The organism is Ruegeria sp. CDSB029 (assembly GCF_059611125.1).
The window spans coordinates 1-14,218 of record NZ_JBXWOX010000021.1; the positions used below are offsets into that span (position 1 = coordinate 1).

A 14,218-nucleotide genomic window follows, 5' to 3' on the forward strand; every position below is an offset into this window, starting at 1 on the left:
GCGTCCGGCTGTCTCTCCAACCCGTCCGGCCGTCTCTCCGACCCGTCAGCACCGCCTCAGCAGCGCCGGTGAAGGGGGTTCTAAGTATAACCGCATAAGTCCGCAAGCAGAAAATACGATAAACTTGCAAAAAACCGAAAAATCACATTTTATTGCTCAAAACCAATAAGTTATACGATAATAACCATTCCAACAAAAGCGGTCGTCAGAGCAACCGGCAGCGAATCTGGAGCTTTGGACAGAGTTACCCACAGACTCGACACCGAGTCAGGCGGAATCGGCCGGGCGAAACCGAGTCAGCAGGCCAGAAACCGGAATGCGCAGCAGAATCAGGCTAACGATCAGAGACAGGTAGACCAGCGGTTCGATCTGAAATCCCTTGGCAAGCATAACATAGTGCAGCCCGCCCAGAATCGCCGCAGGTAAGACAAGCCTCTGCAGGCTGCGCCACCGGGGCCCCAATTTGCGTACCGACAGATTGTTTGACGTCACCGCCAACGGGATCATCATGACAAACGCTGCCATGCCGACTGTTATATAAGGGCGCTTCACAATATCCGCCCAAATCTGACTGGGCAGCTGCACGTCCAGCACCAGCCACACCAAAAGATGCAGGCTGACATAGGCAAAGGTCAGCACGCCCAGCGCCCGGCGAAACTTGAGCAGGTTCAGCCCAAAGAATCGCCGCAGCGGCGATATTGCCAACACGACGATCAACAGCTGAAGCGCAAGTTCGCCATACCGGTGTTCCAATGCCTCAATCGGATCCACGCCCAGACCGCCGGTCAGCCCCTGGTAAAACAGCCAAGGGGCCGGAAGCGCCCCCAGCAAGTAGACCAGCCACACCGGAATGCGGCGCAATATCTGATTCAGCGTCTGCATGGTCTTAGTAGAATTCCTTCAGATCCATACCGTCGTAAAGTCCGGCGACCTCTTCTTCGTATCCATTGAACATCAGCGTCGGGATACGCTTGGCAAAGAGACCGCCGCCAATCTGACGTTCCGAGGCCTGTGACCAGCGTGGGTGATCCACGTTGGGGTTCACGTTACTATAGAAGCCATATTCGCGCGGAGCGGACATGTTCCAACTGGTGGGCGGTTCAACATCCGAAACGGTGATGCGAACAATAGACTTGATAGACTTGAAACCGTATTTCCACGGCACCACCAGACGCAGAGGCGCGCCATTCTGGTTGGGAATGGGTTTGTCGTAGATGCCAGTCGCCATGATAGTCAGTGGGTGCATCGCCTCGTCCAGGCGCAAACCTTCCCGGTAGGGCCATTCGAGGATCGGAAATTGAACGCCCGGCATCTCATCGGGACGGTTTGCTGTTTCAAACGCCACGTACTTGGCGCCTTCCTGCACACCAGCCATATTCAGCAGATCAGCCAGTTCAAACCCGTTCCACGGGACCACCATCGACCAAGCCTCAACACACCGGAACCTGTAGATGCGCTCTTCAACCGTCATCTCGGACATGATGTCTTTGAAATCATAGTCACCCGGTTTGTCGACCAAACCGTCGATTGTGACGCTCCAGGGCTCGGTCACCAGAGTATGCGCGTATTTCGCGGGATCGTCCTTGCGAGTGCCGAACTCATAAAAGTTATTGTACGAGGTGATCTCTTCCCAGGTGTTGGGTTCCAGAACTTCCTGTGCCGCCGCCGGTCTGGCTAGCCCCGCCAATCCCACACCTGCCAGGCCGGCCATCACCTGCCGCCGGTTCAAGAACGCCGCCTGTGGCGTGACGTCGGCATGTGTCAGTGTATTGGTCCAGCGATGCGCCATTTAAGTCTCCTTGGTAAGCTAGCCTGAGATTCCAGATAATCCGCTGATACCACACCGCCAAGGCAACATGCGTCACGATTGGGAGAAGAGACTGTAACGTTTCACGCCAAATCAAATACAAATTACCTATGACAATCCCCGGGAACCAATTGCGGCAATACCGTTGATACCTGTCACGCCAAGTTGATCGCATCCCGCCCAATTTAGGCGGTACACCAAGGCCTTCAATCTTTACAACTGCTTCACGCAACTTGCAGTCTTGTTGCCAGGATTGGCCAACAGGCCCTTAGATCCGCTGTCCACCCGATTGTCGGGCAAGACTAAAGGGAGAAGACGAATGTGTGACATCTGCGTGATGAACGCGGTCAAAGACCGTATGCTGTCTAGAAGAGGGTTCTTCAAAGCTGCCGCTGCCTCTGGTGTGGCTGTTGCCGCAACTGGCACCAGTGCATCGTTCGCCCTCGCCGCTGGTGAGGGTAAGGTCGAGGATATGACCCATACGATCAGTGCCGATTTCCCAACCTATTTTGGCGAACCGGGGTACGCGTCCGAACAGGTTTTCAATTTTGGCGAACACGGCTTTAACCTGCAGCGCCTGACAGTCAATGAACACACAGGCACACATATCGACGCGCCGCTGCACTTTTCAGCGGATGGTGCTTCGGTGGACGAAATCCCCGTGTCCGATCTTGTGGCACCGCTTTGCGTTGTCGACATTGCCGCCCGCGCAGCCGAGGATGTCGATACGCTGCTGACACCAGATGACCTGAAGGCATGGATGTCTGCCAACGGAGACATTCCGGATGGCGCTTGCGTGGCCTTGTATTCCGGTTGGGCCGCCAAAGCTGACAGCGACGCGTATCGCGGTTTCGACGGTCAGGCACAACATTACCCGGGTTTCCACCCCGAAGCCGCAATGATGCTGATCGAAGAGACCGGTGCACGCTCGATCGCATCCGACACGCTGTCCCTGGACCACGGCATATCGACCGACTTCGCCACCCATTATGCTTGGCTGCCCACGGGCCGTTTCGGGATTGAGAATATCGCGGGACTGGATCGCGTACCGGCGGCTGGCGCAACGCTGGTGATCGGTGCGCCAAAACATGCCGGTGGCACCGGCGGGCCTGCGCGCATTTTTGCAATGGTTTGAACGAAGTGGCCCGCCTGCTGGCGGGCCTTATCTCCAAAAGACTGGCGACTTTGACCGGATAATCTGAACTCTGCCAATTGGTAGGGTATTCAGGCTACGTTGTCATACAGACAATTGAAGCGAGCTTTTCATGTTTTATGTTCCGCAAAGTGCCATTCCCGGCCTAAGCCGCACCGCTCTTGGGGTTTGCGCCTTTTGCGCCTTGGTAAACCGCAACCCAACATATCGGCGTGTATTCTATGACCCATTTGCCGAGCAGCTGTTTCGCAACGGTTCTACCGAGGGGCCCGAGGTCCTGGATCAAGCTACCGACTGGGATGCCGTGCTCAAGTTCGCCGATGACCGTTCAGTGGCGCGCCGTCTCGTCGCGTCGGTCCTGTGGCGCAAGACATTCATGCAAAGCCGCGCGCTTACTGCAATCAAGAATGGTGCACGTCAGATCGTAGTACTTGGCGCAGGTCTTGATACGCTGGGTCTGAGGCTGTCCAACAGTCACAGCCACATTCCGGTTTTCGAGGTCGACCGCCCCGAGACCATCGAAGCCAAGCGGTCTTTGATCAGTTCAAATTTTGGCGTTCCACCAAACGTTCGATATACGGCGGTTGATTTCTCTCGTGAGACAACGCTCGATAAGTTGCAGTCGCTCGGTTACGACCATGAACTGGGCACGGTCTTTATTGCTGAGGTTTCGCTGGAATATGTAGCACCGCCCGAAGTTGCAGATGTCTACACAATGATCCGGTCGAATGGTTCAAATGAAACGCGTTTTCTGACAACATACGCGTCAACCGCCGCAGCGTCGCAAGCGCAAAAGGAAGTCGACAGTATCGGAAATGCGGTGGCCGGAGTCGGCGAACCCTTTCGTTTCAACATCTCTCCCACTGAGGTCAGCGCCTACGCGTCTGAACAAGGGTTTTCTGTGCTTGAGCACATATTTGGGCGCAGAGGGACCGAAAAATACTTGAGCGAATTGGGCCTGGGTCCAGAGACGATGGATTTCCCTATGGATTCTTTGGACGCCTCGTCTTTCTCACTTGTTCAACTGCGACCCACTTGAACAAGTTGCTTTTGAAGTGACTTAAAAAAGAAGGCCCGCCGGTGTGGCGGGCCTTTGTTTGGTTTAATGCACCACGGCATCATCCGGACGGGGCCGCTCTGACGTACCCAGCCGGTCGCCGATAATCAGACCGTCTGAGCCTGCGGTCACAGGGACGGTCTCACCATCCTTGATCTCACCGGCAAGCAGAGCCTCGGCCAGCGGGTTTTGCAAGGCACGCTGGATAACGCGTTTCAGCGGGCGTGCACCGAAGACCGGGTCATAGCCCTCGTCGGCAAGCCATTCCTTGGCGCCGCCATCCAAGACCAGCTCGATCTTGCGGGCGGCCAGACGTTTCTGCAGACGAGCCATCTGGATATCGACAATACCATCCATATCGGCCCGCTTTAGGCGATCAAAGATGATCGTTTCGTCCAGACGGTTCAGGAACTCAGGCCGGAAATGCGCCCGGACCGCGTCCATCACGTCACGCTTGGCCTGCGCACTGTCGGCACCTTCTGGCAACTGGCTGAGCGCCTGAGACCCAAGGTTCGACGTCAGGATGATCAGCGTCTGCTTGAAGTCCACGGTGCGGCCCTGACCGTCGGTCAGAACGCCGTCATCGAGAACCTGCAGCAGAACGTTGAACACATCCGGGTGCGCCTTTTCGACCTCGTCAAACAGCACAACCTGATAGGGCCGGCGTCGTACGGCTTCGGTCAGCACACCACCTTCGTCATAACCGACATAGCCCGGAGGGGCACCGATCAGACGGGCAACCGCGTGTTTCTCCATGAACTCGGACATATCGATACGCACCATCGCGTTGTCGTCGTCGAACAGGAAGTTCGCCACGGCTTTGGTCAGCTCGGTCTTACCTACACCCGTGGGCCCGAGGAACAGGAACGAGCCCAGCGGGCGGCCTTCGTCGTTCAGGCCCGCACGCGCACGACGTACAGCATTGGCCACAGCAGTGACCGCCGCATCCTGACCGATCACGCGGGAATGCAGATCGTCTTCCATCCGCAGCAGTTTCTCGCGCTCACCTTCCAGCATCTTCGAGGTCGGGATACCAGTCCAGCGTTCAACCACCGAAGCGATCTGTTCCGGACGCACCGTTTCCTCGGCCATCATCTGGCTGCTCTCGGCGTTTTCGGCCTCGGTCAGCTTTTTCTCAAGCTCGGGAATGACGCCATAGGACAGCTCACCGGCTTTCGCCAGATTGCCTTCGCGCTTGGCGATCTCCAGATCAGCGCGCGCCTTGTCGAGCTGTTCTTTCAGATCACGCGCGCCAGCCAGCTTGTCACGTTCAGCTTGCCATTGGGCGGTCATCTCGGCGGATTGCTCCTGCAGATCGGCCAGATCCTTTTGCAAGGTTTCCAGGCGATCCTTCGAGGCCGCGTCGTCCTCAAGCTTCAGCGCTTCTTCCTCGATCTGCATCTGCAGGATCTGACGATCCAGCTGATCGAGTTCTTCGGGCTTGGAATCCACCTCCATCCGCAACCGAGACGCCGCCTCATCGACAAGGTCGATGGCTTTGTCGGGCAGGAAACGGTCGGTGATATAGCGATGCGACAAGGTCGCGGCCGACACCAGCGCCGAGTCCGAGATACGCACGCCATGGTGCAGCTCGTACTTTTCCTTGATGCCGCGCAGGATGCTGATCGTGTCCTCGACGGTCGGTTCAGCCACAACAACAGGCTGGAACCGGCGGGCAAGGGCTGCATCTTTCTCCACGTATTTGCGATACTCATCCAAAGTGGTCGCGCCGATACAATGCAACTCACCCCGCGCAAGCGCGGGCTTGATCAAGTTGGCGGCATCCATCGCACCGTCAGATTTCCCGGCACCAACCAGCGTGTGCATCTCGTCGATGAACAGGATGATCTCACCAGCGGCCTCGGTGACCTCTGTCAGAACGGCCTTGAGGCGTTCTTCGAACTCACCACGGTATTTCGCACCGGCAATCAGCGCACCCATGTCGAGCGCGAGCAGCTTCTTGTCTTTCAGCGATTCCGGCACGTCACCGTTGACGATGCGCAGGGCCATACCCTCGGCAATCGCGGTTTTACCCACACCAGGCTCCCCGATCAGAACCGGGTTATTCTTGGTCCGGCGCGACAGAACCTGCATCGAGCGACGGATTTCCTCATCCCGCCCAATGATTGGGTCGATCTTGCCCTCAGCCGCAGCCTCGGTCAGGTCGCGCGCGTATTTCTTGAGCGCATCATAGCCCTCTTCCGCCGACGCGGTGTCAGCGGTGCGGCCTTTACGGATGTCGTTGATCGCTTCGTTCAGCTTTTGCGCAGATACGGCACCGGCTTCCAACGCCTCTTTGGCTTTGGACTTCACCATGCACAGCGCCATCAGAACGCGTTCGACCGGCACAAAGCTGTCGCCTGCCTTGGTCGCAATTTTCTCGGCTTCTGCAAAAACCTTAGCGGTCTGGCCATCCATGTAAATCTGGCTCGCATCACCGCTGACTTTTGGAATCTTGGATAGCGCGGCGTCCAGTGCTTCGACCACACGGGTCGGCGCGCCGCCCGCGCGTGTGATCAGGTTGCTGGCCAGCCCCTGATCGTCATCCATCAATGCTTTCAAAAGGTGTTCGGGCATCAATCGTTGGTGCCCCTCACGCAGCGCAATGGTCTGCGATGCCTGCACGAATCCCCGTGCCCGCTCGGTGAACTTGTTTAAGTCCATAGTATTCTCCTTTTCCTAAGCGCCCTGAATGTGATGCGCCCGCTTGGCGGCACGCGTCGGTCTGGGCCTCACATTCAATCTGGGAAATATCTTTGCCCGTTCAAGAGGCTGGAGCGCAGATTCAGACTTATCGTCGGGGTACGGTGTAGACATTGTATCCGCCCGTCTGCGCGACCTCGCGTGCAGGGTACATTTCCACCAACGATTGTGCGGCGTCGCTGCCCGTCGGGCAGGAAACAAGGTCTGCTGCATCATCCAGAAAATTGACTGTAAAAGACGTCTCGCCGGTCAATTGGCAATCATCGTCGGTCGAACGATACCCCCCCACCAGGCGCAAATTGTCATTTGTCGGGGATTTGATGACCGTATCCGCGGCCTCATTTTCCAATGGCATATCCTGACATCCCATCAGGGCCAGAAGTATCCCAACACTAAATACCTGTTTCATAGTCCCCCCATCGAGAAATTCTTATGAATGATCGGCACCATATCACAGTCCGGCCAAAGCTGCGTGATCTCGATCACGCGCGCGCTGCATGGACACGGCCGCCCGAAACCGCTAGGACGCAGACGTTTGCCAAAAAGGAGCCCGCACCATGTCCGATGATCGCCTGATCGTAGCCCTAGATGTTCCCAATGCCCTTCAGGGTCTGGCAATGGCAGAACAGCTGGGCGACAGCGTTTCCTTTTACAAGATCGGGCTGGGGATGCTGACCGGTGGCGGGTTGGCTTTGGCCAATGAACTGAAACAGGAACACGGCAAGCGCATCTTTCTGGACATGAAGCTGTTCGATATCGGTAACACCGTCGAAAACGCCGTTCGCGGGCTGGCGCAATTCGATCTGGATTTCCTGACGGTGCATGGTGATCCGCATGTGGTTCGGGCCGCGAAAGAAGGGGCCGCTGGCAAAGACCTCAAGATTTTGGCCGTTACCATCTTGACCTCGCTGAACCGCGACGACCTGGATGCCAGCCTACTAAAAGAGGGCGACGTTCAGGATCTGGTTGTCGAACGCGCTGCACGCGCGCTTGAGGCTGGTGCCGACGGCGTCATCGCCAGCCCGCAAGAAGCCGCGCTAATCCGTGCCCTGCCCCAGGCCGAAGGTCGTCTGATCGTGACCCCGGGCGTCCGCCCCGCAGGTGCCGCGCTTGGCGATCAGAAACGAGTTGCTACACCCGCAAATGCCGTCGCAGATGGCGTGGACCACATCGTCGTGGGCCGACCTGTCTATCAGGCCGACGACCCTAAAGCTGCTGCCGAGGCAATCCTTGCCGAATTGTCCTCACCGCAGGCAAAAGCACCGAACAGGGCTTAATTCTCGACGCATTGCAGGCTAAAATTTTTTAGGGCTTGATGCCGGGTGGTCGCGTCCGCGCAGACAATTTCTGACGGTTTCTGCGGCTCAAGCAGTTGACCCAACGTCACTTTTTGCCAATTCCGCGCCAAATCGTCCCTGTGCCCCAAAACACACATGAAATATGCGAGTTTTCGTTGTGTGACCTGGGTCCTATCTAAATCTCGGAATTTGCGCGATTCTGGGGACGTGATACTCCCCGCGGACCATCTCTTCCTGAGGTCCGTCACCTCCCCCCGCCAATCGCGGGGGGTCTTCTTCTGAAAACCTCACATGTCAAAAGACGGCCTACCTTGGGCCAAGTAGTCACGTAGGCGGATCGCGAAATTCGGCACCGTCAACGCATTCTCAAGGTAAATATCCGGCGACATCAAACACCATCCTTGCCCCTCATCGCCAAACCTGATCAGGTTGACGTCGCTGGGTGGCCGGTGTGCTGCGAAGAACCAGTTTTGCCCATACATGCGCGACCAGACAAAATCAGCCTTGGCGAGGTGCAGCCCGACTTCTTCCAGTGTTTCGCGCCTGACGCATTGCAGCGGCGTCTCTGACCCTTCGCGCCCACCGCCGGGAAAGTCGAAATGGCCCGGGAATGGAATGTCCTTCTTGTCGTCCCGTTGAATCACCAACAGGTCCGATCCAAGAAACAGTGCGACCTTCGCCCCCGTGAATTGCATGAGCGCTTTCGCTTTGTTGCCCAACCGGATAAATTTTAGCCAGTAACGCCTGATATGACAAAGCGCATAAAACTGAGATGTAAATGTAATGCCCGCTTTATGCCGCGACTGCTTTTCGATTCTGGAACAGGAAGCGCGCTGCCCTTCCTGCGGCAGCCCGCGGATCAAGACGCACCCCGAGCTGTTCGACCTGTCCATCGCGCATATGGATTGCGACGCATTCTATGCCTCGGTTGAAAAGCGGGACAATCCCGATCTGGCCGACAAACCGGTGATCATCGGAGGCGGCAAACGCGGTGTTGTGTCAACCGCGTGTTATGTGGCGCGTATTCGGGGTGTCCGCTCTGCGATGCCGATGTTCAAAGCCTTGCAACTGTGCCCGGACGCCGTGGTCATCAAGCCTCGCATGTCGGTCTACGCCGAGGTGTCACGACAGATCAGAGCCATGATGGACGAATTGACCCCTGTGATCGAACCACTGTCACTGGACGAAGCATTCATGGATCTGTCCGGTACGCAGCGGCTGCATGGCGCGCCACCGGCAGCCATGCTGGCAAGACTGGTTAAGCGGATGAAGGACGAGTTGGGCGTAACAGGCTCAATCGGTCTGTCGCACAACAAGTTTCTGGCCAAAGTCGCCTCGGATCTGGACAAACCGCGTGGGTTTTCAGTGATAGGCAAAGCTGAGACGGCCGAGTTTCTATACGATAAACCAGTGCGCTTGATCTGGGGGATCGGCCCGGCGGCACAGGAATCGCTGGATCGTGCCGGCATCCGCGCCTTCTCGGATTTATTACGCTGGGATCAGGAGGCACTGACAGCCCGGTTCGGATCAATGGGTTATCGGCTATGGCATCTGGCGCGCGGTCAGGACAAACGGCGCGTGTCTTCGCACGAGCCAATGAAGTCGATCAGCAACGAAACCACGTTTTTCGAGGATACAGCCAGCCTGGACATCCTTGACGGGCATCTGTGGCGCATGTCCGAAAAAGTTGCGGATCGCGCCAAAGCCAAAGGGCTGGCCGGGCGGGTCGTAACCCTGAAACTCAAACAAGCAAACCACAAGGTCATCACCCGACGTGTCTCGTTGCGGGACGCCACTCAGATCGCGGACCGCATCTACCGCACCGCACGTGGGCTATTCGATCAGGTCGGCGACAAAGGGCCATATCGTCTGTTGGGTTGCGGAATATCCGATCTGTGCCCCGAAGATCAGGCGGACATCTCGGGAGACCTTTTGGATCCCGACGCGTCAAGGCGGTCTCAGGCGGAACGCGCAACGGATGAAATCCGGCGCAGATTCGGAACGGATGCGATTGTCAAAGGCCGGGCTTTGCGCTGAGGTTACTCAGCCGCCAGACGCAACGGATCGCGGCCAATACCCGAAATTTCCCGTATGACCTGCCGCAATACGTCCTGAAACGCTGCGAAATTGCCGTTCGGCGCGATTTTGACCTCATCCATATACAGAGAGCGGTCGATCTCAATCTGGATAGCGTGCTGATTGCGCCCGGGCCGCCCATAGGTCTGTGTCACGTAGGCGCCCGCGAAGGGCGCGTTGCGCGCCACGATCAGACCCGCCGAGGCAAACGCGGATTCGATCCGGTCCACAATCTCGGTCGAAGCCGAAGCGCCAAATCTGTCACCCAACACGATCTGCGGGCGCTGGGACGTGGTCGTACTGGCCATCGAAACCGCTTCATGCGGCATCGAATGGCAATCAATCAAAATGGCCTGACCAAAAGCGGCGTGCGATTCGGCCAGCAGCGACTTGAGACGCGCATGATAAGGACGCCAGCAGGTGTCGATGCGCAAACGCGCCTCATCCATCGTTAGCTTCCCGCGATAGATTGCGCGCCCATTGGCGACGACCCTGGGAATCACGCCCAGCCCCGAAGCGACACGCGGGTTATGGCCGTGGCGGCGCGCGCCCTGGATCAAAGCCGGGTCCAGCTCCTCAGCACTGCGGTTAAGATCCAGATAGGCTCTTGATTTTGTTGCGGATATCAGGGGCGCACCATGATCAGTCGCTGCGGAAAACAACTGATCCACGAATGCATCTTCCGAAGATCGAATCACATTCTGGCTCAGAACCGTCCGGTTCAGCATCGCTTCGGGGTAGTTCCGGCCACTGTGAGGAGAAGAAAATACAACGCAAGACGTGCGCTTGACGGGCATATCCAATACGTAAGCAGCGTTCTTCATGGTGACTCCTTGTTCGCATTGAACATAGACCGGAAAATAGTTCTACCAAACCCCTTGAACCCCTTTGCGACTCCTTTTATAGACCCCGCTACCGGCGCGGGGTTCCGCGCCCCATTTCGTTATGGGGCAGGGCACCGCAAAGGTTAAGTGGGCGGTTAGCTCAGCGGTAGAGCACTTCGTTGACATCGAAGGGGTCACAAGTTCGATCCTTGTACCGCCCACCATCTATTCACTGTTTCGGGTCTGACCCGGGACACCCGCAAACCCAGGCGCTGGCCACGTCCTTGATGAAGGCGCCGCAGATTGGAGACAGACCCATGAAGGTCAAGAACTCGCTCCGCTCGCTCAAGAACCGGCACCGTGATTGCCGTGTTGTGCGTCGCAAAGGCCGCGTCTACGTGATCAACAAGACGCAGCGCAAGTTTAAAGCTCGCCAGGGCTAAGAACTGCACTCTACCGAATTTTAAAGCCGCGCTTTCGAGCGCGGCTTTTTTTGTTTGCGGTGTTAATGTCTGCTATGCGGAAAAAGTGTGAATTCGCTGCGCCAGAACCAAGGCCTGCAATTGGTGTATAGCGTCTTGGAGTAACGGGTATTCTCGGACTCAGAAATGTCCGCGTCGCTGCTTTGATTACTCGAAGTTTAACGGGTGGATCGCGGTTGTTCCACGTCCGTTTCTGACGATTCAGCAACTCCTACACTTTCAAATCGCGATAGCAGACTCACAGCGATGTAAATCGCGGCACACATTAAAAGAAAACCCAAGAAGTTTGGTTCATAAGCTTCCCTTACCTCACGATAGATGTTCAGGCCTTCGATGTTTCGAAGAACAGAAAACCCCAAAACCGCAACTCCGATAAATGTGGGCAACACCAGTAGGAAAAACCGCCGAACACGCCGCCTACCAGTTAAATAGAGAAGTTTCCCACAGCTTCCGCACATGTGGAAGTCGGTTTTATTGAGTCCGCGATGGGGATTAGTTGAAGCCATCATTCGTGGCGGCTGAGGACGACCGCATTCCGGGCACTTAATACCGATAATCTTTGTCCACCATGTCGGAAGCTCACCAATTCGCGGAGTGCTTACTTTGGGTGGATTGCCAGTGTTTCTTGCCAATTGTCTACAACGTGCCTTTTCGTATAATCGTCTCAACCTTCGATTTGGAATCGCTTCAACAACGACAGTTTATTTCTGCTCAGTAGCTCTTTGTACTTCCCACAAAGCGGACCTACCATCAACTTGCAGCGTCGGTCAAAGTGGGCTCAAAACGGCCCAATGACGCACAGAAGATAAAGAACCGTTCTGGATTGGCGGAGCCGCTCGCCAACTGTTGCCAGATGCTCAACGCGCCCTCCAGTTCAATGCCTGGGTAGCGCCCCGGCTGTCGACTTTCGTGTGACCCAGCAAAAGCTGCACAGCGCGAAGGATTCCGGTCTTGCGTTAGATTTTCGCGGCTTTCGCCCGTCGGAGTGAGCGCGTGCTGTAAGAACCGATCCAAAGCTGAGCGAGGTTGGGTCGGTCGAATCGATGTCACGATTGCTACTACATCGGCGTCGAGCCCAGACTTTTTGCCGTTGCGGCATACACAAGTACCCGAGCAAGGTATCAAAGCGGACCCACGTGCGCAGGTGTTTTCAAGTACTCGATTAAGAAGATCGAGAGGCACAATTGGATGCCTCCCGACTATTGTTTGTTTTACTGTGACATCCCGCCTTCGGTTGAGATTTGTTCTTCCACGTGAGTTTGATTGGTTACGTCCGATCCGCGCGGAGGATAGTCCTTGAACGTAGACAGGTGGTTCTGAACGATCTTAGCCGCAGGACCGAAGGCCCACATTTTGTTGCCCATCCACCGGGTGTACATCCCCGACTCCTCGGCCGCTTTTTCGTAGGGATCGCGGCGCAAGTTGAATAGAAGCGGAGCATTCAACTCCTCTTTGGGGCCAGCCCACCCTTCGGTTTGAATTGTGAAATGCGCTTTCCAGTCACCGTGGCGTACGGCCTGCAGGTCCGGTCCCTCGTAGTACACGATTTCTTCGCGGCTGCTGTCGCTTGCGCCGGTCAAGAACGACAACTGATTGTAACCATCAAGATGCACCTGATAGCCTTCGTGACCCTCTAACAAAGCACCCGGCAAGTCATCCGGCCCACCTGCAGCCGCGACCAGGGTTGGCATCCAGTCGAGCCCGGCAAAGATGCCATTACTCACGGTTCCGGCGGGAACTTTCCCGGGCCAGCGAATAATGGCAGGCACGCGGAAACCGCCTTCCCAGGTCGTGCCCTTTTCGCCGTGGAACGGCGTTGTTCCCCCGTCGGGCCAAGTCATGGTTTCGGGGCCGTTGTCGGACGTGAATACAACAATCGTATTGTCGGAAACGCCCAGTTCTTCCAGCCGAGCCATGACTTTTCCTACGTTGTCGTCAAGTTCCTTCATCACCACATCTTGCAATCCACGCCCATCGCCGAGCATGTCTTCGTATTCAGGGCTCAGGTGTGTCCAGACATGCGCACGCGCTGGTGCCATCCAGACAAAGAACGGAGTGTTACTTTCAACCGCGCGGTTGATGAAGCCCAGTGTATGGGCCGTCACTTCGTCATCCAGCGTCTTTTGCCGTTCAGGCGGAGCGGGGCCATCGTCGATGATGCGTTGCTTGCCGACCAGACCCCAGCGCGGGTCTACCGTTTCATCAACCGTATCTGTCGCATAGGCGTGGATGATATTCCGAGGACCAAAAGTGTCGTTGAATTTCTGATCTTTGGGCCAGTCCGGATCAGACGTGTATTCCATCGCGTTCAAGTGATAGAGCCAACCCCAATATTCATCAAAGCCTTTCACTGTTGGCAGAAACTTGTTCATATCGCCCAAATGGTTCTTACCGAATTGGCCGGTCGTGTAACCCAAGGATTTCAGCATGTTGGCCAAGGTGGGATCGTCATCACTCAGACCCTTTTCGGGGTCTCCGGGTAGGCCGACGGTATGCATCCCGGTACGAACCGGCAACTGCCCGGTGATAAAAGCCGAACGCCCCGCCGTGCAGCTTGGCTGAGCATAATAATCCGTCAGGCGCATGCCATCCGCTGCCAGTTGATCGAGATTGGGGGTTTTGATGCTTTTAACCCCCTGATGATAGCTGCCAAGACTGGCCCAACCCACGTCGTCGGCCATGATGACAAGGATATTGGGTTGGTCGGTTTCGGCTAAAACAGGCGTAGCACAGACCGAAGCTGTGGCCACCGTTGCCGAAAACGCAATGGTTCGAAGGTTGAACATTTTGACCTCTGTGGAAGTGGAAGGCGATACCG

General features: G+C 56.4%; 12 protein-coding genes, 1 tRNA gene and 1 pseudogene. 6 read left to right on the forward strand and 8 right to left on the reverse strand.

The window, feature by feature from the left end:
* Positions 1-267: 267 nt before the first annotated feature.
* A complete protein-coding gene (gene msrQ / locus AC2FI8_RS19740) occupies positions 268-882 on the reverse strand; it encodes a protein-methionine-sulfoxide reductase heme-binding subunit MsrQ (protein WP_496780695.1) in 615 nt (204 codons plus the stop codon).
* A gap of 4 nt (positions 883-886) precedes the next feature.
* On the reverse strand, positions 887-1,789 hold the full coding sequence (gene msrP / locus AC2FI8_RS19745; protein WP_496780696.1) for a protein-methionine-sulfoxide reductase catalytic subunit MsrP: 903 nt from the start codon (positions 1,787-1,789) through the stop codon (positions 887-889).
* 337 nt (positions 1,790-2,126) lie between these two features.
* On the opposite strand from msrP, the gene AC2FI8_RS19750 reads away from it, so the two are divergent.
* Together AC2FI8_RS19750 and AC2FI8_RS19755 are read left to right on the forward strand one after the other, a co-directional pair.
* Positions 2,127-2,942: a cyclase family protein gene (locus AC2FI8_RS19750; protein WP_496727428.1), complete on the forward strand. Its 816-nt coding sequence runs from the start codon at positions 2,127-2,129 to the stop codon at positions 2,940-2,942.
* 130 nt (positions 2,943-3,072) lie between these two features.
* A complete protein-coding gene (locus AC2FI8_RS19755) occupies positions 3,073-3,999 on the forward strand; it encodes a class I SAM-dependent methyltransferase (protein WP_496780697.1) in 927 nt (308 codons plus the stop codon).
* A 63-nt stretch (positions 4,000-4,062) separates the two neighbouring features.
* On the opposite strand, the gene clpB is transcribed toward AC2FI8_RS19755, so the two are convergent.
* A complete protein-coding gene (gene clpB, locus AC2FI8_RS19760) occupies positions 4,063-6,681 on the reverse strand; it encodes an ATP-dependent chaperone ClpB (RefSeq protein ID WP_496780698.1) in 2,619 nt (872 codons plus the stop codon).
* A 127-nt stretch (positions 6,682-6,808) separates the two neighbouring features.
* Positions 6,809-7,129, reverse strand: a complete 321-nt coding sequence (locus tag AC2FI8_RS19765) for a hypothetical protein (RefSeq protein WP_496769952.1) — start codon at positions 7,127-7,129, stop codon at positions 6,809-6,811.
* A gap of 148 nt (positions 7,130-7,277) precedes the next feature.
* On the opposite strand from AC2FI8_RS19765, the gene pyrF reads away from it, so the two are divergent.
* On the forward strand, positions 7,278-7,997 hold the full coding sequence (gene pyrF, locus AC2FI8_RS19770; RefSeq protein WP_496769951.1) for an orotidine-5'-phosphate decarboxylase: 720 nt from the start codon (positions 7,278-7,280) through the stop codon (positions 7,995-7,997).
* Between the two features lie 308 nt (positions 7,998-8,305).
* Here the strand turns inward: pyrF and AC2FI8_RS19775 are convergent, their stop codons facing one another.
* Positions 8,306-8,713 (reverse strand): NUDIX domain-containing protein, encoded by a 408-nt coding sequence (locus AC2FI8_RS19775; RefSeq protein WP_496780699.1) that lies wholly within the window; start codon positions 8,711-8,713, stop codon positions 8,306-8,308.
* A gap of 88 nt (positions 8,714-8,801) precedes the next feature.
* On the opposite strand from AC2FI8_RS19775, the gene AC2FI8_RS19780 reads away from it, so the two are divergent.
* Entirely contained in the window at positions 8,802-10,055 is a 1,254-nt protein-coding gene (locus AC2FI8_RS19780) for a DNA polymerase IV (RefSeq protein ID WP_058278559.1), read from the forward strand.
* 2 nt (positions 10,056-10,057) lie between these two features.
* Here the strand turns inward: AC2FI8_RS19780 and AC2FI8_RS19785 are convergent, their stop codons facing one another.
* On the reverse strand, positions 10,058-10,918 hold the full coding sequence (locus AC2FI8_RS19785) for an N-formylglutamate amidohydrolase (RefSeq protein WP_496780700.1): 861 nt from the start codon (positions 10,916-10,918) through the stop codon (positions 10,058-10,060).
* Between the two features lie 149 nt (positions 10,919-11,067).
* Between AC2FI8_RS19785 and AC2FI8_RS19790 the strand changes: the two genes are divergently transcribed.
* Together AC2FI8_RS19790 and ykgO are read left to right on the forward strand one after the other, a co-directional pair.
* Positions 11,068-11,142: transfer RNA gene (locus tag AC2FI8_RS19790), tRNA-Val, on the forward strand.
* A gap of 93 nt (positions 11,143-11,235) precedes the next feature.
* Positions 11,236-11,361, forward strand: coding sequence for a type B 50S ribosomal protein L36 (gene ykgO, locus AC2FI8_RS19795; RefSeq protein ID WP_005648635.1), 126 nt, complete (start codon positions 11,236-11,238; stop codon positions 11,359-11,361).
* 879 nt (positions 11,362-12,240) lie between these two features.
* Here ykgO and AC2FI8_RS19800 read toward each other — a convergent pair.
* Positions 12,241-12,401, reverse strand: a pseudogene (locus AC2FI8_RS19800) (integrase); the annotation flags it as partial.
* Between the two features lie 210 nt (positions 12,402-12,611).
* Positions 12,612-14,186, reverse strand: coding sequence for an arylsulfatase (locus tag AC2FI8_RS19805; protein WP_496780701.1), 1,575 nt, complete (start codon positions 14,184-14,186; stop codon positions 12,612-12,614).
* Between the last annotated feature and the right edge of the window lie 32 nt (positions 14,187-14,218).

What these genes read in the sequence shown, in the direction of transcription:
- msrQ (WP_496780695.1), bottom strand. Translation starts at nt 882, where the DNA reads ATGCAGACGCTGAATCAGATATTGCGCCGCATTCCGGTGTGGCTGGTC.
- msrP (WP_496780696.1), bottom strand. Translation starts at nt 1,789, where the DNA reads ATGGCGCATCGCTGGACCAATACACTGACACATGCCGACGTCACGCCA.
- clpB (WP_496780698.1), bottom strand. Translation starts at nt 6,681, where the DNA reads ATGGACTTAAACAAGTTCACCGAGCGGGCACGGGGATTCGTGCAGGCA.
- pyrF (WP_496769951.1), top strand. Translation starts at nt 7,278, where the DNA reads ATGTCCGATGATCGCCTGATCGTAGCCCTAGATGTTCCCAATGCCCTT.
- AC2FI8_RS19765 (WP_496769952.1), bottom strand. Translation starts at nt 7,129, where the DNA reads ATGAAACAGGTATTTAGTGTTGGGATACTTCTGGCCCTGATGGGATGT.
- AC2FI8_RS19785 (WP_496780700.1), bottom strand. Translation starts at nt 10,918, where the DNA reads ATGAAGAACGCTGCTTACGTATTGGATATGCCCGTCAAGCGCACGTCT.
- AC2FI8_RS19780 (WP_058278559.1), top strand. Translation starts at nt 8,802, where the DNA reads ATGCCCGCTTTATGCCGCGACTGCTTTTCGATTCTGGAACAGGAAGCG.
- AC2FI8_RS19805 (WP_496780701.1), bottom strand. Translation starts at nt 14,186, where the DNA reads ATGTTCAACCTTCGAACCATTGCGTTTTCGGCAACGGTGGCCACAGCT.
- AC2FI8_RS19750 (WP_496727428.1), top strand. Translation starts at nt 2,127, where the DNA reads ATGTGTGACATCTGCGTGATGAACGCGGTCAAAGACCGTATGCTGTCT.
- ykgO (WP_005648635.1), top strand. Translation starts at nt 11,236, where the DNA reads ATGAAGGTCAAGAACTCGCTCCGCTCGCTCAAGAACCGGCACCGTGAT.
- AC2FI8_RS19775 (WP_496780699.1), bottom strand. Translation starts at nt 8,713, where the DNA reads ATGCAATTCACGGGGGCGAAGGTCGCACTGTTTCTTGGATCGGACCTG.
- AC2FI8_RS19755 (WP_496780697.1), top strand. Translation starts at nt 3,073, where the DNA reads ATGTTTTATGTTCCGCAAAGTGCCATTCCCGGCCTAAGCCGCACCGCT.